This is a genomic window from Paroceanicella profunda (assembly GCF_005887635.2).
Taxonomy (GTDB): domain Bacteria; phylum Pseudomonadota; class Alphaproteobacteria; order Rhodobacterales; family Rhodobacteraceae; genus Paroceanicella; species Paroceanicella profunda.
On the sequence record NZ_CP040818.1, the window covers coordinates 1,308,287 to 1,327,500 of the forward strand.

Here is a 19,214-nt window from a genome sequence, read left to right on the forward strand (position 1 = left end):
ATGCGTGCGCCTGAGTGCCGCGCCTCCGGTCCGGGCGGGCCTGCCTGACGGGTGGCTGCCCGGCCCGGGTGCCGTGTTCTCCCGTCACGGGATCGACCCCGGGCCGCTGCGCACCCGCCGTCCTGCCTGTGCGCCCGGGGCCGGCATTCGGGAGGGGTGGGGTTTGCCGGGGTGGCGGGCCGTCTCTCGCTTGGCGGCCGGGCTGTGCCGGCGCGCTTGCAGCCGGTCGCGCTGCGGGTGGCGGGTGTTCTTCTCCCCATCCCGGCGGGAGATCTGCCGGCGGGACGCGGAGCGTGGGTGACGCACGGGCCCCTCAGGACGCGACCCGGGGCGGGCCATGCCCGCTGCGGCTTTGAGACGGTGTGCCCTCCCTGCTGCGTGCCGGCGGCCGGGCGGGCGGCCTTCGTGCTGGCGCAGGGCGGCGCGGGGGATCAGCCGATCATGCCGAGGGCGGGGAAGGTCTCCAGCAGCCAGTAGGAGAAGCGGGAGAAGCTGTCCGTCACCATCATGATGCCGACGAGGACCAGCATGCCGCCCATCACCCGCTCCACCGTGCCCATGTGGCTGCGGAAGCGGCGCATGAAGCGGGTGAAGGGGCCGATGAACAGCGCGGCGAGAATGAAGGGCACGCCGAGGCCGATGGCATAGGTGCCGAGCAGGAAGATGGCCTGGTCGGAGGCGCCCTGGGCGGCGAGGCTGAGGATGGTGCCGAGGATGGGGCCGATGCACGGTGTCCAGCCGAAGGCGAAGGCGAGGCCGAGCACGAAGGCCCCCAGCGGCCCGCCCGCGGCACGGCCGGCGTCGAACCGCGCCTCGCGGTAGAGCAGGCCGATGCGGAACACGCCGAGGAAATGCAGCCCGAACACGATCACGACCACGCCGGCGATGCGCGAGAACCACAGCTGGTTCTGCAGGAAAGCCTGGCCGAGCGAGGAGGCCACCGCGCCCAGCAGCACGAACACCGTGGAGAGGCCCAGCACGAAGAACAGCGCCGCGGTGACCACGCGGCGGCGGTCCGGGGCGCCGTCCTCGGTCATCCGGTCCAGCGAGGTTCCGGCCATGAAGGCGAGGTAGGGCGGCACGATGGGAAGCACGCAGGGCGTGAGGAAGCTCACGATGCCGGCCACGAGGGCGATGGCGAGCTTGATGCCTGCCGAGGCCTCGATGAAGTCTATCCCGAACATGCTCCCCCCGATGATGCTTGCCTCAGGTGATACCGGGCGGCCGCGCCGGTGTCACCTGCACACGGCGTCACGTTTGCGTAGGACGCGGCCGGAGGCGCGGGCGGTGAGCGGCGGCGCGGCCGCCCGGTCCTTCGCCGCGAGCTGCGCGAGCGGCGGGCTCGCTTGAAGCGGGAGGCAGGGGCGTGTGATCCGCGGCGCAGGCGTGTGTGACGTGCCCCGGGGGGGCACCGGCAGCGGGGCGCAGGGGGCAAGCGGACGCGTGATCCGGCGGAGCCTTCGGCATTCCTCCCGAGCCGGGCCCGGTCCTGCGGCCCGGACCCGGCGGTGCGCCCTGCGGGCGCGCGATGCGAGAGCTGCGCGCCAGCGTGCGGAGGCAGGATGCGAGAGGTACGCGGCGCAGTCAGGGCGGGCCGGTGCGCGCAGGTCCACGGTGCATGGCGGTGCGCGCAGTCGGGCAGAGCATGGGGGTACGCGCAATCGGGCAGAGCGCGCACCTGCATGCGCAGTCCAGCGCTGCGTGCAGTCCGGCAGAACACGCACCGGCGCGGGAAGCCTGATTGCGCGCCGGTGCGCACAGGGGCAGAATTGCACGCCGGTGCGCACAGGGACAGGCAGCGCACGCCGGCTTGCGCATGGCCGGATGCTTCGTGCCGGCGGGCGCGGAGCGCGGCGCTTCGCGTCTGCCGGCGCATGAAGCCGGTGGACAGGCGCGGGCCGCCGGGCTAGGCCTTCGGGCATGGACGAGATCACCGAACTGGACGCCCGGGGCCTGCTGTGCCCGTTGCCCGTTCTCAAGGCGCGCAAGCGGCTGCAGCCGCTGGCACCCGGCGCCCTGCTCGCCATGCTGGCGGATGACCCGGCGGCGGTGATCGACGTCCCGCATTTCTGCGCCGAGCAGGGCCATGCGCTGGTGGAGATGACCGGCGAGGGGCCGGAGCGGCGCTTCCTCATCCGCAAGGGCGGCTGAGTTCTTGCGGGCCGCCCGCCCCGCCGGTATGAACGGGCCGGAAACCACGGAGCCTCCGATGACCGAGCTTGCCTATCGCGACCCCGAACCGAAGATCCTCCACGGCGCCAGGGGCGACTGGGAGATTGTCATCGGCATGGAGGTGCATGCGCAGGTGCGCTCGAACGCGAAGCTGTTCTCCGGCGCCTCCACCGGCTTCGGCGCCGAGCCCAACACCCATGTGAGCCTGGTGGACGCGGCCATGCCCGGCATGCTGCCGGTGATCAACGCCTTCTGCGTGGAGCAGGCGGTGCGCACCGGCCTCGGGCTGAAGGCGCAGATCAACCTCTTCAGCCAGTTCGACCGCAAGAACTACTTCTACCCCGACCTGCCGCAGGGCTACCAGATCTCGCAGCTCTACCACCCCATCGTGGGCGAGGGCGAGGTGCTGGTGGACATGGAGCCCGGCGTGGCGCGGCGGGTGCGCATCGAGCGCATCCACCTCGAACAGGACGCCGGCAAGTCCATCCACGACATGGACCCGGAGAACTCCTACGTCGACCTCAACCGCACCGGCGTGGCGCTGATGGAGATCGTCTCGCGGCCCGACATCCGCGGCCCGGAGGAGGCGGCGGAGTACGTGCGCAAGCTGCGCCAGATCCTGCGCTACCTCGGCACCTGCGACGGCAACATGCAGGAGGGCTCCCTGCGCGCCGACGTGAACGTCTCCGTCTGCCAGGCCGGGGCCTACGAGAAATTCCGCGAGAGCGGCGACTTCTCCCATCTCGGCACGCGCTGCGAGATCAAGAACATGAACTCGATGCGCTTCATCCAGGCCGCCATCGACTACGAGGCCCGCCGGCAGATCGCCATCCTGGAGGACGGCGGCAGCGTGGACCAGGAGACCCGGCTCTATGACCCGAACAAGGGCGAGACCCGCTCCATGCGCTCCAAGGAAGAGGCGCATGACTACCGCTATTTCCCCGACCCGGACCTGCTGCCGCTCACCTTCGGGCAGGACTGGGTGGACAGCATCGCCGCCACGCTGCCGGAGCTGCCGGACGCGAAGAAGGCCCGTTTCGTGCTCGATTTCGGGGTGACCGAATACGACGCCGGCGTGCTGACCGCCGACACGGTGAACGCCGCCTTCTTCGAGGAGGTGGCGCGGGGCCGCGACGGCAAGCAGGCGGCGAACTGGGTGATCAACGAGCTGTTCGGCCGGCTGAACAAGGAGGGGATCGCGGTGTCTGCCTCGCCGGTGTCGGCCGCGCAGCTCGGCGGGATCATCGACCTGATCGCGGCGGGGGACATCTCCGGCAAGATCGCGAAGGATCTGTTCGAGATCGTCTGGGCCGAGGGCGGCGACCCGAAGGAACTGGTCGAGAGCCGGGGCATGAAGCAGGTCACCGATACCGGCGCCATCGAGGCGGCGGTGGTCGAGGTGATCGCGGCGAACCCGGAGAAGGCCGAGCAGGCGAAGGCCAAGCCTTCTATGGCGGGCTGGTTCGTGGGTCAGGTGATGAAGGCCACCGGCGGCAAGGCCAACCCCCAGGCGGTGAACGCCCTGGTGCGCGAGAAGCTCGGCATCGAGTGAACGTGACTGCCGGCCCGCCGCGGAGCAGGCCGGCGCCCCCGCCCTACCGTCAACCCAAAGCCGAGGCGCCTTGAAGCTGCGCGCCGGTTGCGCTCCGGCAAGGACCGGAGCCTTCTGTCCACGCGCACGCGCTGAGCAGGCCGGGGCGGCACGGGTGGCCAGATCCACCCCGCCCTACGAACAGTCACCTCCGGCAAGAGACGGCTCCGGCCTGTGCCAGGCGGGGGGCAGGGACTGCCGCGCAGTTGCCTCAGGCGGTTCCGGCAGAATGGACGGGCCCGCGCGGCGGTGAGCCAGCCGGGAGGTGCCGGTTACCCCCCGATCGCTTCAGGGCCCGGGCGATGCCCTCGCGGCGGCCCGGGGGGACCGCCCACCGGCAGGTGTCATGCCGGGCGCTGGCCTTCTTCTCACCGCACGCGGACCAGGGAGGCGAAGACCCAGTTCGGCAGCGCGTCCTCGCAGCGGAGGACGTCGGAAGCGCCCTGTTGGGCTGTATTGCCGTGCCAGCACAGGGTGCCGAAGCGCGAGGCGCCAAGCATCACTTCGCCGCTCGTGCCGCCGTTCGGCCCGGAGCGGTTCGGCGTCGCGCTGGTCCGGGCGCGCAGCAGGCCGATGCTGGCGAGGTCGAAATGCCCGGTGGGCTGCAGGCCGTTCGCGGCCTGCCAGATGCGCAGCGCGCGGCGGGTTTCCGGGCCGAACAACCCGTCGGTGGAGAGCCGCGCGCCGCTGACCAGGGAAAGCCGCCGCTGCAGGTCCACCCGGGTGAGGTGGGAGCGGGTGAGGCCGGCCTCCACGGTGAGCTGGTCCAGCGGCCAGAAATCCTCCGGCAGCCGGGCGGTCCGGTCCATCAGCCGGGGGTCGATCCGGTCCGGCTCGGCGGCGGCATGGTCCAGCCGGGTGGTGAGCATCTGCCGCAGGATGGGCTCGGAGGGAGAGGGGGCGAGCGCCATGTCGACGGCGGGTGCCGGCGCGGGCTCCGGCTGCGGCCCGAGCAGAGCGGCGGCGAGGGCGAGCGCCCCGGCGCAGGCCGCGACCAGCCCCGGGAGACGCCGCGCCGGCGCCCGAAGGCGGCCTGTACCGGCGGGGTCGCCCGCCGCGCCGGGGAAAGCTGGCGCGACTGACACGGTGTCGTCACCCGACGCGGCATCCTCTTCCGCGAAGTCCATGGTGTCGGCCCCGGGTGTCTCCGAAGGCAGGAGCGGCGGCAGCCCGGGCGCCGCGGGAGCCGGAGCCTGCGCCAGGGGCCGGTCGATCGCGGAGCGTGACTGTTCGCGCATCGCCTCCGCCAGGTCGCGCATCTGGGCGAGCATGGTGCGGGTGGCCGGCGGCAGGACGGTGGCGTTCTCGTGCAGGTGGCTGTCAGTCAGCCAGGCGAGATTGCTCCAGGCGAGGTAATTGCTGGCGTTACCGTCGCCGCATGCCAGCGGAGGCAGGCCGCCGGCGGGCATGTGGGCGGCGGTTTCGGCGCCGACCATCACCGCGTCCTCCGCCGCCTGCGCGTGCTGGTCCCGCGCCGCCGTGGCGGTCGGGCGGGCGGCAGGCAGGAGGTGCAGCCTGCCGTCCCGGCCGGAACCGGCGGGGGGCGAATCAGGGTGACCGGGGCGTGCCGGCCCGTCCTCCGGCGTCTCCCGCAGGGTGCCGTGGGGCGGGGCGCAGGGCGCGCGGAACCTCGGGGGCGGCCGCGCGTCTTCCCCGCCGATTTCCCCGCAGGCGGCAGCCAGCACCTTGCCGATCTGGAGTTGCGTTGGTTTTGACATGACGACGCCCCCGCGCATGTACCCGATTTTCCGCATTTTCCTGCTGAGGGCTCGATGATCGCGCGATACGCGTTAATTTAAGGTTAACATCTTGGCTCCGAAGGTCGGAGCGCGATACGGTCGCCGCCGAGGCCGGCGGGCTCGAGGGTTTCAGGAAAGCGACAGTCTGATGACGCAGTACGAATACAAGATCGTGGCGGCACCGCGCCGTGCACAGCGGCTGCGCGGACGCACCGGCGCCGATCGCTTCGCGGCGACCGTGGCGGATGTCGTGAATGCGGAGGCCAGCGGCGGCTGGGAGTATTTCCGCTCCGACGCGCTGATCGAGGAGGCGCGGCAGGGCTGGTTCCGCACCCGCCAGGAGCACCGGCAGAGCCTGCTGGTGTTCCGCCGGGTGGTGGGGCAGGGCGTCGGCTCGGCCGGGCCGGAGATGGCCATCCTCGGCGCCACGGCCGCCGCTCCGGCCGAGGAGGAGGACCTGCCCTCGCTGCGCGCGCAGATCCGGGCGCGCGCCACCGACGAGGACTGAGACGCCGTTCAGGCGGCCGCGGTGCCGTCCACGTCCAGCGCCAGCGCATGAACACTGCCGGCCAGTTCCTCGCGCAGCGCCGCGTTCACCGCGCGCTGCCGGGCAACCCTGCTCTGCCCGTTGAAGGCATCGGCCCGGATCACCACGCGAAAATGTGTTTCCCCGCCCTCGCGCCAGCCGGAATGGCCGTGGTGATGGTGACTTTCGTCAATCACATCGAGCCTTGCGGGGGCGAAGGCTGCCACCAGCTTGGTGCGGATCGTGTCTGCCATGGTCATCTTTTTCACCTCATTTTCGTGCCGATATGTTTTACAGCCCGCCCCGACACCCTAAACTAAGGAAAGCCCCGCACGGACGGGGCCGCCCTCACCTGATAGATCTGACGCAATGACTCGCCGTTCGCCACTCGATTACGACATCTCGGTTTCCGCAGACAAGGCGCGCCGCACCCGGCAGCGCGGCATGTCGGGTGCGTTCGAATCCTCCTCGCGCGGCTGCGACCATCCGGGCTGCGAGGCCCGCGGCACCTACCGCGCCCCGCGCAGCCCCGAGCAGATCAACGACTACTACTGGTTCTGCATAGACCATGTGCGGGAGTACAACCGGCGCTGGAACTTCTTCCAGGACCTGTCGGGCGAGGAACTGGAGCAGCAGATCGAGGCAGACCGCCTCTGGGGCCGGCCGACCTGGTCCTTCGGGCGGGCGGCGGGCGGCTCCAAGCCGATCAACCAGCACACCGACGGCCAGGCCTGGCGCCGCTTCGGCTTCTCCGACCCGATGGACGTTCTGGGCGCGAACGCCACCATCAACCCGGGGGCCGCCCGCACCGCGGACCGCCCCACCGAGGCGCCGCGCCGCCGGATGCTGCCGGGAACCGAGCGCAGGGCGCTGGAGATCCTCGATGCCCGCGACGACATGGGCAAGCGCGATATCCGCCGGCTGTACAAGGAGCTGGTCAAGAACCTGCACCCGGACATGAACGGCGGCAGCCGCGAGGACGAGGCCCGCCTTCAGGAGGTGTTCTGGGCCTGGGACCAGATCCGCGCCTCGCGCAGCTTTCCGGACTGAGACGGCCCTGCGCCGGGCGCCGCAACGATGACACGGACCCGCGCCGGACCACCGGCGGGGGCGACCGGAAATGGCCCTGTCTTTCACTTGCTGCTTTGCGACATAGATCGTATGCAGAGGGTCAATGACCGGGCCTGACAGGACTCGAGACCAGAGAAACGGGACAGACATGGCGGATGGAGCGATGGAAATGGCGATGGAACCGACGGTAGAGCTGTCGGTGCGCGAAGTGTTCGGCATCGACAGCGACATGATCGTGAAGGGCTTCGAGGAGCCGACCGATCGCGTGCCCGCGAAGGACCCGACCTACCGCTTCGACCATGACACGACGCTGAGCATCCTCGCCGGGTTCAACCACAACCGCCGCGTGATGATCCAGGGCTACCACGGCACCGGCAAGTCCACGCATATCGAGCAGGTGGCCTCGCGGCTGAACTGGCCCTGCGTGCGCGTGAACCTCGACAGCCACATCTCGCGCATCGACCTGATCGGCAAGGACGCGATCAAGCTCAAGGACGGCGTGCAGGTGACCGAGTTCCACGAGGGCATCCTGCCCTGGGCGCTGCGCAACCCGGTGGCGATCGTGTTCGACGAATACGACGCCGGCCGGCCGGACGTGATGTTCGTGATCCAGCGCATCCTGGAGGTGGACGGCAAGCTGACCCTGCTCGACCAGAACCAGGTCATCACCCCGCACCCGTATTTCCGCCTCTTCGCCACGGCCAACACCGTGGGCCTGGGCGACACGACCGGCCTCTACCACGGCACCCAGCAGATCAACCAGGGCCAGATGGACCGCTGGAGCCTGGTCGCCACGCTGAACTACCTGCCGCATGACGCGGAGACCGAGATCGTGCTGTCGAAGAACCCGTCCTACCAGACCGAGGCCGGCCGCAAGACCATCTCGCGCATGGTCACGGTGGCGGACCTCTCGCGCTCGGCCTTCATGAACGGGGACCTCTCCACCGTGATGAGCCCGCGCACGGTGATCGCCTGGGCGCAGAACGCCGACATCTTCGGGTCGGTCGGCTTCGCCTTCCGGCTCACCTTCCTCAACAAGTGCGACGAGCTCGAGCGCTCCACCGTGGCCGAGTTCTACCAGCGCTGCTTCGGTGAGGAACTGCCGGAAAGCGCCGCTTCGCTGAGCCTCGGCTGAGGCGCGCCGCCCTCCCCGCCCGCGGGAGGGCCCGCCCCGGTCCCGGAGCCGACCCCGGAGGGTCCGTGCCATGAGCAACAAGCCAGAAAATCCGTCCGAGCCGTTCAAGAAGGCGCTGAGCGACGCCACGCGTGCGCTCGCCAACGAGCCCGAGATGACGGTGACCTATTCGGTCGACCCGCCGGGGCTGACCAATGACGCGGCGCGGCTGCCGCAGATCTCGCGGCGGATGACCCGGGACGAGGTGATGCTCGCCCGTGGCACCGCGGACGCCTTCGCGCTGCGCCGCCGTTTCCACAACGATGCCACGCACCGCCGCTACGCCCCCACGGGGGAAGTGGCCCAGGCCCTGTACGAGGCGATGGAGACCGCGCGCTGCGAGGCGATGGGCGCCCGCGCCATGCCCGGCACCGCCGACAACATCGACGCCAAGATCGCCTCCGAGGCCCGGCGCTTCGGCTACGAGGGCATCACCGAGGCCGCCAAGGCCCCGCTGGCCGAGGCGGCGGGTTATCTCGTGCGCCATCTCGCCACCGGCCGGCCGCTGCCCGCCGGCGCGCAGAACGTGATGGAGCTGTGGCGCGGCTTCATCGAATCCCAGGCCAGCGGCTCGCTGGAGCGGATCGACGGCTGCCTCTCCGACCAGAAGGCCTTTGCCCGCCTCACCCGCAAGGTGATCGAGGAGCTCGGCTATGGCGAGCAGCTCGGCGAGGACCCCGACGAGCTGGAGAACGACGAGGACCCGGAGGAGAGCGAGGAGCTCAGCGAAGAGGACGAGACCGAGGGCGGTGGCGAGCAGGAGCAGGACTCCGACGACCAGAACACCGCCCAGGACGACAGCGCCGAGGAAGACTCCGACCAGGCCCAGGCCCAGGTCAGCATCGAGGACACCGACGAATCCGAGGCCGCCGAGGCGGACGAGATCGACGGCGAGCCCCCCTCGGAGCTGCCGCCGCCCAAGCCCGCTTCCGACGCGGACCCGCATTACAAGGTCTACACCTCCGCCTTCGACGAGGTGATCCGCGCCGAGGACCTGGCCGACCCGGCCGAGCTGGAGCGCCTGCGCGCCTATCTCGACCAGCAGCTGGAACCGCTGAAGGGCGCCGTCTCGCGTCTCGCCAACCGGCTGCAGCGCCGGCTGCAGGCGCAGCAGAACCGCTCCTGGGAATTCGACCTGGAGGAGGGGATCCTCGACGCCGGCCGGCTGGCCCGCGTCGTCGCCCAGCCCACCACGCCGCTCTCCTTCAAGGTGGAGAAGGACACCGAGTTCCGCGACACGGTGGTGACCCTGCTGCTGGACAATTCCGGCTCCATGCGCGGCCGCCCGATCTCCATCGCCGCCATCTGCGCCGACGTGCTGGCCCGCACGCTGGAGCGCTGCCAGGTGAAGGTGGAGATCCTCGGCTTCACCACCCGCGCCTGGAAGGGCGGGCAGAGCCGCGAGGCCTGGCTGCAGGCCGGCCGCGCGCCGGCGCCCGGCCGCCTGAACGACCTGCGCCACATCATCTACAAGAGCGCCGACAGCCCCTGGCGGCGGGTACGCTCGAACCTCGGGCTGATGATGAAGGAAGGCCTGCTGAAGGAGAACATCGACGGCGAGGCGCTGGAATGGGCGCACCGCCGCCTTGCCGGCCGCCCGGAGGCGCGCCGCATCATGATGGTGATCTCCGACGGCGCGCCGGTGGACGATTCCACCCTCTCGGTGAACTCGGCCAACTATCTGGAGAAGCACCTGCGCGACGTGATCGCGATGATCGAGAAGCGCCGCGCGGTGGAGCTGATCGCCGTGGGCATCGGCCATGACGTGACGCGCTACTACCAGCGCGCCGTCACCATCACCGACGTGGACCAGCTCGCCGGCGCCATGACCGAGCAGCTCGCCTCGCTGTTCGACATCGACCCCCGCGCCGCCGGCCGTGCCATGCGCCAGCAGATTACCGCAGGTGCAAGGCGGGCGGGGTGAGATCAGGTCCGGAGCCTTGTGAAGCTCCGGACGTCGTCCTCCGAAAGTACCTCGCCGCGAAAGCCCTGGATATTCCAGAGTCCATTTCGTCCGATCCGCGGGTCGGGATGCCAGAGGCCGAGCCAAATCGGGGAGGGCCGGCAATCCGGGCAGGCGGCTATGGTTGAGAGCATACGCTTCTCCCACGCCAGCCGATCCTCTTTTCCTCCCGATAGCGGCAGCACAGCGAAAGACATTCGCGCCCGCAGCTTCTGAGAAACTTCGGTTTCCACGGCCGTCATCTTCAATGGATCCACCCTATGGCCGTGCTCGGCGCGCGCCTTGCGGCGGGTGAGTTTCAAGTTCCATTGATCCAAGGCGGGGTCATTTCTCTCGGCAAGGATGGCGCGGCCGACATGCTTGCGGAAGATGCTCCGATCCTTGTTGGGTTTGAGAAGGTGTTCGATCAGCCGCCCGCGGAGGTTTCCCTGTCCGGTGTGCGTACCGATTCGGACGATTCTGTTCCCGCCATGGGCCTCTTCGTCGACTTCGAAGACGGCATAGATGCCATTTGCCGGTATGTTTGCAGAACACAGATCCGGCGAAAGACGGGGCATCGCATCGAAAAATTGGTGCAGCAGCTTGCAGGCAGACATGGCGCTCCTCCGTGCGCCCTCCCGCTCATGCTCCCAAGTTTCAGCTTACCACGAACAGGCCCCTCACCGATACCGCCTGCGCCGCCGCTTGCGTCGGATCACCATCATCAGGCCCAGCCCAAGCAACAGCGGGGCGAGGGGGATGAGCAGCGCGGTGGTGATCGCCGGGTCCCAGAGCCAGTCCGGGAACATCGCCTCCACCCAGGCGCGGGCGTCCGAGAGGCTGGCCGGGTTCATCTCGGCCCACAGGGTTCCGATGCTTCGCAGGTGCAGCGTCGACAGCTGCCCGCCGCTCTCCCGCCAGTCCAGCAGGCCCAGGCCGAGCGCCGCGAGGATAAGCACCAGTCCGAGACCCCGGGCCAAGATTGTCCTCCTGCTGCAACTGCGAAAACGCTAACGGGGATTGACCTGCCCCGCAACATGTCATCTCTCAGGGCTCCGGGGCCGCCTCGGCCCCCGTTCCTCCGGGGCAACCGCCCGGAAGATCCGCAAGAAAGACACGCCGAGACCCCGGGGAGGCCCGCCCATGTTCCAGACCTTCGATGCGAAGACCACACCCGCCACCGGCGCCGCGCGGCTCGCCGCCTTGCGCGAGGCGATGCGTGCCGCCGGGGTGGACGGGTTTCTCGTGCCCCGCGCCGATGCCTTCCAGGGCGAGAACGTGGCCCCGCGCGATGAACGCCTGGCCTGGCTCACCGGTTTCACCGGTTCCGCCGGCCTCTGCGCCGCGCTGGCGGAGCGTGCCGCGGTGTTCATCGACGGGCGCTACACCCTGCAGGTGCGCGACCAGGTGGACCTCGCCGTCTTCACCCCCGTCGCCATTCACGAAACCGCCCCGGCGGAGTGGCTCGCCGGCGCCATGGCACAGGGCCAGGTGCTGGCCTATGACCCCTGGCTGCACGGGCGCGAGGAACTCGGCCGGCTTGCGGAACGTCTCACGCCGCTGGGCGTGACGCTGCGCGCGGTGGAGAACCTCGTCGATACCGTCTGGCCGGACCAGCCCGCGCCGCCCGCGGCCCCGCTGCGGGTGCACCCGGACGCGCTGGCCGGCGAGACGCATGGCGCCAAGCGCGCCCGGCTGGGGGCGGAGCTTGCGGCGGCGGAGGCGGAGGCCGCCCTCATCACCCTGCCCGACAGCATCGCCTGGCTGCTGAACATCCGCGGCGGCGATATCGCCCGCAGCCCCTACGCGCATGCCTTCGCCCTGCTGGGCGCCGATGGCCGGGTGAGCCTGTTCACCGACCCGGCCAAGCTGGGTGCGGAGGTGGCCGCCCACCTGGGCAACGAGGTGGACGTCCAGCCCTGGTCCGCGCTGGAGCCGGCGCTCACGGGGTTTGCCGGGCGCAGGGTCACGCTGGACCGGGCCACCGCCCCGGCGCGCGTCGCCGACCTGCTGGAAGCCGCCGGCGCGGCCATCCTCTGGCGGGCGGACCCCTGCGTGGCGCCCAAGGCGCGCAAGACCGCCGCGGAGCTGGACGGGATGCGCAGCGCCCAGGCGCGCGATTCCGTCGCCCTCGCGCGGTTCCTGTGCTGGCTGGACGGCGCCGCGCCGCAGGGCGGGCTGACCGAGATCGACGTGGTCCGCCGGCTGGAGGCCTTCCGGGCCGAGGCCGGCGGCCTCACCGACATCTCGTTCGAGACCATCTCCGGCGCCGGGCCGAACGGCGCCATCGTGCATTACCGGGTCACCGAGGCCACCAACCGCACCATTCAGCCGGGCGAACTGCTGCTGGTCGACAGCGGCGCGCAATATGCCGAGGGCACCACGGACATCACCCGCACCATGGCCACCGGTGTGGTGGGGGTGGAGGAGGCCTGGGCCTTCACGCTGGTGCTGAAGGGCATGATCGCGCTCAGCCGCGCGCGCTTTCCGCAGGGCGTGGCGGGGCGTGACCTCGACGCGCTCGCGCGGGTCGCGCTGTGGCGGGCGGGGCTGGACTATGATCACGGCACCGGCCACGGCGTGGGCGCCTGCCTCGGGGTGCACGAGGGGCCGCAGGCCATCTCCCGGCGCAACATGGTGCCGCTGGAGGCGGGCATGGTGCTGTCCAACGAGCCGGGTTTCTACCGCGAGGGCGCCTTCGGCATCCGCATCGAGAATCTCCTGGCCGTCACCCCGGCGGAGATTCCCGAGGGCGGCACTCGCAAAATGCTCGGATTCGAGACTCTGACCTTCGTTCCGATTGATCGGAGGCTCATCCGACCCGATATGCTGGATGCGGCCGAGCGTGTCTGGCTCGACGCCTACCATGCCGAGGTCCTGGCCCGGGTGCGTCCGCGCCTCGACGCCGAGACCGCCGGCTGGCTGGATGAGGCCTGCGCGCCCCTCTGACCGGGGGGCCGCGCAGGAGGGGACGGGGCCCGGCCCGACGCCCGGGATTGACGGTAATGTCACCTCCGCGTGTCAGGCTGGCCCGAGATTGGGGAGAACTGACATGATTACCGAGCGCAAGATCACCATCATCCGCAGCCCGGGCACCTGGGTGGTGCGGGCCGGCGGCGCGGTCATCGCCGAGACCCGCGATGCCCTGCAGCTCATCGAGGGGGATTACCCCCCGGTGACCTATTTCCCGCGTGAGGACGCGGGCATGGCCTTCCTGGAGAAATCGGCCCACACCACCACCTGTCCGTGGAAGGGCGAGGCCACGCATTACGACATCGCCGCGCGCAGCGGCCCGATCCACAATGCCGCCTGGAGCTACGAGGACCCGTTGCCGGCGGCCGCGCGGGTGAAGGGCTACATCGCCTTCTACCCGGAAACCGCCACCGTCGAGCAGGTCTGACCAGGGTCCGGCGGCGCGGGCTCAGGCCTCCAGCCGCCGGAACAGCCCGGGGTAATCGCCCACCAGCCCGTCCGCATCGACCGGCAGCTCGGCGCGAAACCCGCTTTCCACACTCTCGTAGAGATACCGGCCCGCGCCCAGCCGCGTGTAACGCTGGCGCATGGGGGACGGGGTGAGGCCGGGCACCGGCAGGTAGGCCATGCGGATCTCGCAGGCCTGCGTGTCGGTGAGGCCCAGCCGGCGGATGGGCAGGGTGTTGGTGAAGGGCGTGGCGGCGATGTCGATGTCGATGCAGCCGTCCAGCTCCGGCAATGCGGTGCCATCCCCGAGGCGCCAATGCCCGGCGCCATCGGCGAGGAGGTGCAGCTCCGGCCCGCCGAGGCAGGCGGCGACGGCGGCGCGCAGGCGCCATTGCGCGTCGATCTCCAGCCGGTAGCGCAGGGCGAAGCCCACGCCCTCCTCCGCCCCGATCACCAGGCTCTCGGCGCGAAAGCCGCATTCCGTTCCGGTCAGCAGCAGGTGCTCCAGCCCGGTTCCGCTCTCATCGCTCCACCGCACGGTCCTGCGCATGGCATCGGCCTCCCCTCATGAGCAAGGTGAGAACATTCCGTAAACATGCGCGGGGAGTCAAGCCGCGCCGTGGCGCGGGAAGGGTCGGCCCGGCGGAGGCGCCGCCGGGCCGACTGCCGCTCAGGCTTTCGGGCCGAGCATGTCCTTCGGCTGGACCACGCGGTCGAAGGTCTCCGCGTCCACGAAGCCGAGGGCGATCGCCTCTTCCTTCAGGGTGGTGCGGTTCTTGTGCGCGGTCTTGGCCACCTTGGTGGCGTTGTCGTAGCCGATCTCGGGCGCCAGCGCGGTGACCAGCATCAGGCTTTCCCACATGAGCTTCGAGATGCGCTCCTCGTCGGCCTCGATGCCCGTCACGCAATTGTCGGTGAAGGCGGAGGCGGCGTCGCCCAGAAGCTGCATGGACTGCAGCAGGTTGTAGGCCATCATCGGCTTGTAGACGTTGAGCTCGAAATGCCCCTGGGTGCCGGCGAAGCCGATGGCCGCGTCATTGCCCAGCACATGGGCGCAGACCTGGGTGAGCGCCTCGCACTGGGTGGGGTTCACCTTGCCGGGCATGATGGAGGAGCCGGGCTCATTCTCCGGCAGCATCAGCTCGCCCAGGCCGCAGCGCGGGCCGGAGCCGAGCAGGCGGATGTCGTTGGCGATCTTGAACAGCGAGGCCGCCACCACCTTCAGTGCGCCCGACATCTCCACGATCGCGTCATGCGCGGCCAGCGCCTCGAACTTGTTCGGGGCGGTGATGAAGGGCAGGCCGGTGATCTTCGCGATCTCGGCGGCCACGCGCTCCGCGAACTCGGGATGGGTGTTCAGCCCGGTGCCCACGGCGGTGCCGCCCTGCGCGAGCGGATAGATGTTGGTGAGCGCGGCGGTCACGCGGCGGATGCCCTGCTCCACCTGATAGGCGTAGCCGCCGAATTCCTGGCCCAGGGTGAGCGGGGTCGCGTCCTGCGTGTGGGTGCGGCCGATCTTGATGATGTCCTTGAAGGCCTCGGCCTTCGCGACAAGTGCGGCGTGCAGCTTCTCCAGCCCCGGGATGGTCACCTGCGTGGCGGTCACGGCGGCGGCGATGTGCATCGCGGTGGGGAAGGTGTCGTTCGAGCTCTGCGACATGTTGCAGTGGTCGTTCGGGTGCACCGGCTTCTTGGAGCCCATCTCGCCGCCCAGCATCTCGATGGCGCGGTTCGAGACCACCTCGTTCGCGTTCATGTTGGACTGGGTGCCCGAACCGGTCTGCCAGACGACCAGCGGGAAATTGTCATCCAGCTTGCCGGCGACAACCTCCGACGCGGCGGCGACGATGGCGTTGCCGATCTCGGGGGACAGCTTGCCGAGCGCCATGTTGGTCTCGGCCGCGGCCTGCTTGATGACGCCGAGGGCACGGACGATGGCCACCGGCTGCTTCTCCCAGCCGATGGGGAAGTTCAGCACCGAGCGCTGCGTCTGCGCGCCCCAGTACTTGTCCGCCGGCACCTCGAGCGGGCCGAAGCTGTCCGTTTCCGTCCGGGTGCCCTTGCTCGTATCAGTCATCTGCACTCTCCTCCTCGGATGCGATCCCAAGCGGTATACTGCGGCACACAGGCACAGGGAAACCGCAAATGCATCTTTTTGAGCCTATTCGCGGCGCTCATCCCGCCTTGCGGAAGGTATAGACCCGCGCCGGCGGCAGGTTGTTCCACACCCGGCGCGACCGGGTCCAGCTGAGGCCCAGTTCCGCGCGCAGCGCGCGGTCCACCGGCGGGCGGAACCCGTAGGTGAACTGCACGAACACGCCGCCCGGGCCCATGATGTCGAAGGCGCCGGAGAGGATGTCGCGCTGCACGCCGCGGGGCATGGAGAGCAGCGGCAGCCCGCTGATCACCGCGCCGGCGGGCCTGTCGGGCCGCCCCGCCTCGCCGACATGGCTGGCGGATATGCGCAGCAGCCAGGCCCGGGGGTAGTGCGCCGCCAGCAGGTCGGCGAAGACGGGGTCGATCTCGAACAGGGTGAGGTCCGCCTCGGCCACGCCGCGGGCGAGAATCGCCTCGGTGATCTTGCCGGTGCCGCTGCCCAGCTCGATGACCGGGCCGGTGCGCGGCCCCAGCCCGGCGGTCATCATCCGGGCCAGGTCGCGGGAGGAGGGGGACAGGGCCACGATGCGGCCCGGTCGGCGCAGGAACTGCGACAGGAATATGCCGAGATGGCTGGGTTTTCCCGGCGCGGCCGGGTCGATCTGGATTGTCATCGGTCTCCATCCGCCGGGTGCCCGGTGTGGTGACCGCAGACCTAGGCAGCGGAGCGGGCCGGCGCAATCCGACGAAAGACAGGAATATGGCGGGCCCGGCCGTCACCGTCCTGTCACGAAAACCTGCGCGATTCGCGTGGGTTGCGGGGCACAGGCGCCGCAAGGGGCCCAAGATGCGGGGCAGCGGCCCCGCGGGGAGCCCAAGGCGCGGGGCGGGGGCGCCCCGGGGAGCCCAAGGTGCGGGGCGAGGGCCCCGAGGGGAGTATAGATTGCTGGGCAACAGCTCCGCAGGGGGCCGCAGTTGCGGGACAGGGGCGCCGCGGACGGGCTCAGTTGCGGCGGAAGCGGTCCAGCCGCACGACGTCGCCGCCGGCGTGGTTTTCCTCGGTCTCGTCGTCGTCTTCGGTGGGTTCCGGGTCGTCATCCGGGTCGTCGTCCGAACCCTCGTGATGGTCGAAGCGCAGGCCGAACTCCACCGAAGGGTCGACGAACACCCGCACCGCATCGAAGGGAATCACCAGCCGCTCCGGCACGTCGCCGAAGTTCAGCGTGACGGTGAACCGGTCTCCCGCCACGGCGAGATCGTCGAACCAGTCCTGCAGGACGATGGTCATCTCGCTGGGATAGCGCTGCATCAGCGCAGGCGAGATGTCCACGCCCGGGTGCGCGGTGTCGAACGTGATGAAGAAGTGGTGATCCCCCGGCAGCCCGTTTTCCGCTACCTCGGTCAGCACTTCCACGAGCAGTCCGCGCAGGGCGCGCTGCATGAGTTGGCCGTAATTGAAGCCACGCGAGGCCATCGTCATCTCCCCTTCGGGTTGCCCTGACCATAGACGATTTTCGGACGGAGGAAAGAGGGGGAGGGGCAGTTCGCGTGTACTAGATCTACCGTCTGGCGGAAAATCGCTCAGCGGCCCGCCGCCGATGGGGCTTCCGCGCGGCGCTGGCGCAGGCGCGCTCCGCAGCCGGCGCTACACCATTCAGAACGGAAATCCGGAGGAGGGAGGGTAGTGCAGGCTTCTGTTGCCAGGTGCCTGCGAACCCCGCCTGGCCTTGCTAGAGGACAGGGCTTAAGATCGGTTTTGCGAACAGCTTACGCTGCGAGCGCCACCGGAGCACGGTTGTCATTGGCAACTGTACATGTCGGACCGATAACGGTGGTACCTCACCGGGTAAAAGCAAACACCTTTAGACGTCCGTCGATCCTGTTTCGGCCCCATCGCCCGCCAATGAACGGGGTGTTGGTGGAGCCGCCGGGTACCGCCCCCGGGTCCGATCCGCGTATTACGTGCGCGTTTATCACCATAGTTCCCGTTGCCGGGAACAAGCCTGATATAGTCCGGTTTCCCCCGGAATTGAAGGGGGAAACCGGAGGTTTCTCACCATTTTCCGGTGTTGGGCATGGAGGCCCAGGGCTCCTGCGGGGGCAGGGCCTCGCCGGCCTGCAGCAGCTCCACGGAGATGTTGTCGGGCGAGCGGACGAAGGCCATGTAGCCGTCGCGCGGCGGGCGGTTGATGGTCACGCCCGCGTCCATCATGCGCTGGCAGGTGTCGTAGATGTTGTCCACGGCATAGGCGAGATGGCCGAAGTTGCGGGCCTCGCCCAGATCGCCCTCGTCCTCGTAGTTGAAGGTGAGCTCCACCTCCTCGCCCGCGCCGCCGCCCGGAGGGGCGACGAACACCAGCGTGTACTTGCCCTCCGGCCGGTCGATGCGGCGGGTTTCCACCAGCCCCAGCAGGTCGCAGTAGAATTTCAGGGATGCGTCCAGATCGCGCACCCGGACCATCGTGTGCAGGTATTTCATCGTCATGTTTGCCTCCTCGTCATCGGCCGGCGGTGCGACCTCCGCAAATATTGCATCTGGCTCCTGAAACTGCGATTCCGTGTCTCAGCCTTCAGGAGACTTACATATGTCGATCACGCCCGAGCAACAGTCCGAAATCGATGCGGCCCGCGCGGCGCCCTCCCGGACCCTGCGTGCCACCGCGCCGGGCATGGAGCAGCACCTCTACAAGGCCGTGCCGGTGCTCGACCACGGGTTCGTGCGCGTGGTGGACTACATGGGCGACGATGCGGCCATCGTGCAGGCGGCCCGGGTCTCCTACGGGCAAGGCACGAAGAAGGCGCGCGACGATGCCGGGCTCATCCGCTACCTGATGCGCCACTGGCACTCCACGCCCTTCGAGATGTGCGAGCTGAAGCTGCACGTGAAGCTGCCGGTCTTCGTGGCACGGCAGTGGATCCGCCACCGCACGGCGAACGTGAACGAGTATTCCGCCCGCTACTCCATCCTCGACCGGGAGTTCTACATCCCCGCGCCGGAGCAGCTCGCCGCCCAGTCCACGGTGAACAACCAGGGCCGCGGCGCGGTGCTGGAGGGGGCCGAGGCCGCGCAGGTGCTCGAGATGCTGAAATCCGACGCCAACCGCTCCTACGATCACTACGAGGCGATGCTGAGCCAGGACGGCCAGCAGGGCCTCGCCCGCGAGCTGGCGCGCATGAACCTGCCGGCCAACATCTACACCCAGTGGTACTGGAAGGTGGACCTGCACAACCTCTTCCACTTCCTGCGCCTGCGCGCGGACGCCCACGCGCAATACGAGATCCGCGTCTATGCCGAGGCCATCTGCGCCATGGTGGCGGACTGGGTGCCCGCCGCCTATGCCGCCTTCGAGGATTACCGGCTGGAGGCGGCCCAGCTTTCGGGCCGCGGGCTGGACGCCGTGCGCCGCATGCTCCGCGGTGAGGAGGTCACCCAGGAAAGCTCGGGCATGAGCAAGGGTGAATGGCGCGAATTCGCCGCCCTG

Annotated in this window: 19 protein-coding genes and 1 other RNA gene (1 of these 20 cut by a window edge); 9 read left to right on the forward strand and 11 right to left on the reverse strand. The window is 69.6% G+C overall.

Annotated features, from left to right (window positions below; all coding sequences use genetic code 11):
* Positions 1-431: 431 nt before the first annotated feature.
* Positions 432-1,184: a cytochrome c biogenesis CcdA family protein gene (locus tag FDP22_RS05910; protein WP_138575761.1), complete on the reverse strand. Its 753-nt coding sequence runs from the start codon at positions 1,182-1,184 to the stop codon at positions 432-434.
* Between the two features lie 736 nt (positions 1,185-1,920).
* Here FDP22_RS05910 and FDP22_RS05915 point away from each other — a divergent pair.
* Entirely contained in the window at positions 1,921-2,151 is a 231-nt protein-coding gene (locus FDP22_RS05915; protein WP_138575762.1) for a sulfurtransferase TusA family protein, read from the forward strand.
* A 58-nt stretch (positions 2,152-2,209) separates the two neighbouring features.
* Positions 2,210-3,724, forward strand: a complete 1,515-nt coding sequence (gatB, locus tag FDP22_RS05920; RefSeq protein ID WP_138575763.1) for an Asp-tRNA(Asn)/Glu-tRNA(Gln) amidotransferase subunit GatB — start codon at positions 2,210-2,212, stop codon at positions 3,722-3,724.
* A 407-nt stretch (positions 3,725-4,131) separates the two neighbouring features.
* Here the strand turns inward: gatB and FDP22_RS05925 are convergent, their stop codons facing one another.
* Positions 4,132-5,199: a peptidoglycan-binding domain-containing protein gene (locus FDP22_RS05925; RefSeq protein ID WP_138575764.1), complete on the reverse strand. Its 1,068-nt coding sequence runs from the start codon at positions 5,197-5,199 to the stop codon at positions 4,132-4,134.
* A gap of 451 nt (positions 5,200-5,650) precedes the next feature.
* On the opposite strand from FDP22_RS05925, the gene FDP22_RS05930 reads away from it, so the two are divergent.
* Positions 5,651-6,010: a hypothetical protein gene (locus tag FDP22_RS05930; protein ID WP_138575765.1), complete on the forward strand. Its 360-nt coding sequence runs from the start codon at positions 5,651-5,653 to the stop codon at positions 6,008-6,010.
* A gap of 8 nt (positions 6,011-6,018) precedes the next feature.
* On the opposite strand, the gene FDP22_RS05935 is transcribed toward FDP22_RS05930, so the two are convergent.
* Positions 6,019-6,288 carry a BolA family protein gene (locus tag FDP22_RS05935; RefSeq protein ID WP_138575766.1) on the reverse strand — a complete coding sequence of 90 codons (270 nt, stop codon included), beginning with the start codon at positions 6,286-6,288 and terminating at the stop codon, positions 6,019-6,021.
* A 109-nt stretch (positions 6,289-6,397) separates the two neighbouring features.
* On the opposite strand from FDP22_RS05935, the gene FDP22_RS05940 reads away from it, so the two are divergent.
* From FDP22_RS05940 to cobT, 3 genes are all read left to right on the forward strand, one after another.
* The gene (locus FDP22_RS05940) at positions 6,398-7,078 is read left to right on the forward strand and encodes a J domain-containing protein (RefSeq protein WP_138575767.1); all 681 of its coding nucleotides are present in this window, start codon (positions 6,398-6,400) and stop codon (positions 7,076-7,078) included.
* A gap of 169 nt (positions 7,079-7,247) precedes the next feature.
* The gene (gene cobS, locus FDP22_RS05945; RefSeq protein ID WP_138575768.1) at positions 7,248-8,234 is read left to right on the forward strand and encodes a cobaltochelatase subunit CobS; all 987 of its coding nucleotides are present in this window, start codon (positions 7,248-7,250) and stop codon (positions 8,232-8,234) included.
* 70 nt (positions 8,235-8,304) lie between these two features.
* Complete coding sequence (gene cobT, locus FDP22_RS05950; RefSeq protein ID WP_138575769.1) at positions 8,305-10,197, forward strand: cobaltochelatase subunit CobT; 1,893 nt, start codon at positions 8,305-8,307, stop codon at positions 10,195-10,197.
* 2 nt (positions 10,198-10,199) lie between these two features.
* Here cobT and FDP22_RS05955 read toward each other — a convergent pair whose 3' ends face one another.
* Positions 10,200-10,832, reverse strand: coding sequence for a GIY-YIG domain-containing protein (locus tag FDP22_RS05955; protein WP_138575770.1), 633 nt, complete (start codon positions 10,830-10,832; stop codon positions 10,200-10,202).
* Positions 10,833-10,895: 63 nt separating this feature from the next.
* A complete protein-coding gene (locus FDP22_RS05960; protein WP_138575771.1) occupies positions 10,896-11,195 on the reverse strand; it encodes a hypothetical protein in 300 nt (99 codons plus the stop codon).
* 163 nt (positions 11,196-11,358) lie between these two features.
* On the opposite strand from FDP22_RS05960, the gene FDP22_RS05965 reads away from it, so the two are divergent.
* Positions 11,359-13,164, forward strand: a complete 1,806-nt coding sequence (locus FDP22_RS05965; protein WP_138575772.1) for an aminopeptidase P family protein — start codon at positions 11,359-11,361, stop codon at positions 13,162-13,164.
* Positions 13,165-13,267: 103 nt separating this feature from the next.
* Entirely contained in the window at positions 13,268-13,615 is a 348-nt protein-coding gene (locus tag FDP22_RS05970) for a DUF427 domain-containing protein (RefSeq protein WP_138575773.1), read from the forward strand.
* Positions 13,616-13,636: 21 nt separating this feature from the next.
* Here FDP22_RS05970 and FDP22_RS05975 read toward each other — a convergent pair whose 3' ends face one another.
* The 6 genes from FDP22_RS05975 to FDP22_RS06000 form a co-directional block, all read right to left on the reverse strand.
* The gene (locus FDP22_RS05975; RefSeq protein ID WP_138575774.1) at positions 13,637-14,185 is read right to left on the reverse strand and encodes a putative glycolipid-binding domain-containing protein; all 549 of its coding nucleotides are present in this window, start codon (positions 14,183-14,185) and stop codon (positions 13,637-13,639) included.
* A gap of 120 nt (positions 14,186-14,305) precedes the next feature.
* Positions 14,306-15,712, reverse strand: a complete 1,407-nt coding sequence (gene fumC, locus FDP22_RS05980) for a class II fumarate hydratase (RefSeq protein ID WP_138575775.1) — start codon at positions 15,710-15,712, stop codon at positions 14,306-14,308.
* Between the two features lie 97 nt (positions 15,713-15,809).
* Positions 15,810-16,406 (reverse strand): class I SAM-dependent methyltransferase, encoded by a 597-nt coding sequence (locus tag FDP22_RS05985; protein WP_138575776.1) that lies wholly within the window; start codon positions 16,404-16,406, stop codon positions 15,810-15,812.
* Between the two features lie 329 nt (positions 16,407-16,735).
* Entirely contained in the window at positions 16,736-17,206 is a 471-nt protein-coding gene (locus FDP22_RS05990) for an SspB family protein (RefSeq protein WP_346728831.1), read from the reverse strand.
* A gap of 209 nt (positions 17,207-17,415) precedes the next feature.
* Positions 17,416-17,770: a transfer-messenger RNA gene (gene ssrA, locus FDP22_RS05995) on the reverse strand.
* A 15-nt stretch (positions 17,771-17,785) separates the two neighbouring features.
* Positions 17,786-18,217 carry a VOC family protein gene (locus FDP22_RS06000; RefSeq protein ID WP_205910842.1) on the reverse strand — a complete coding sequence of 144 codons (432 nt, stop codon included), beginning with the start codon at positions 18,215-18,217 and terminating at the stop codon, positions 17,786-17,788.
* Between the two features lie 100 nt (positions 18,218-18,317).
* On the opposite strand from FDP22_RS06000, the gene thyX reads away from it, so the two are divergent.
* A protein-coding gene (gene thyX / locus FDP22_RS06005; RefSeq protein ID WP_138575777.1) for an FAD-dependent thymidylate synthase crosses the window boundary here: on the forward strand, positions 18,318-19,214 show its 5' portion. The gene runs 12 nt beyond the window's last position; 897 of the gene's 909 nt are visible here — the first part of the coding sequence; its start codon is at positions 18,318-18,320; its stop codon lies off the right edge, out of view.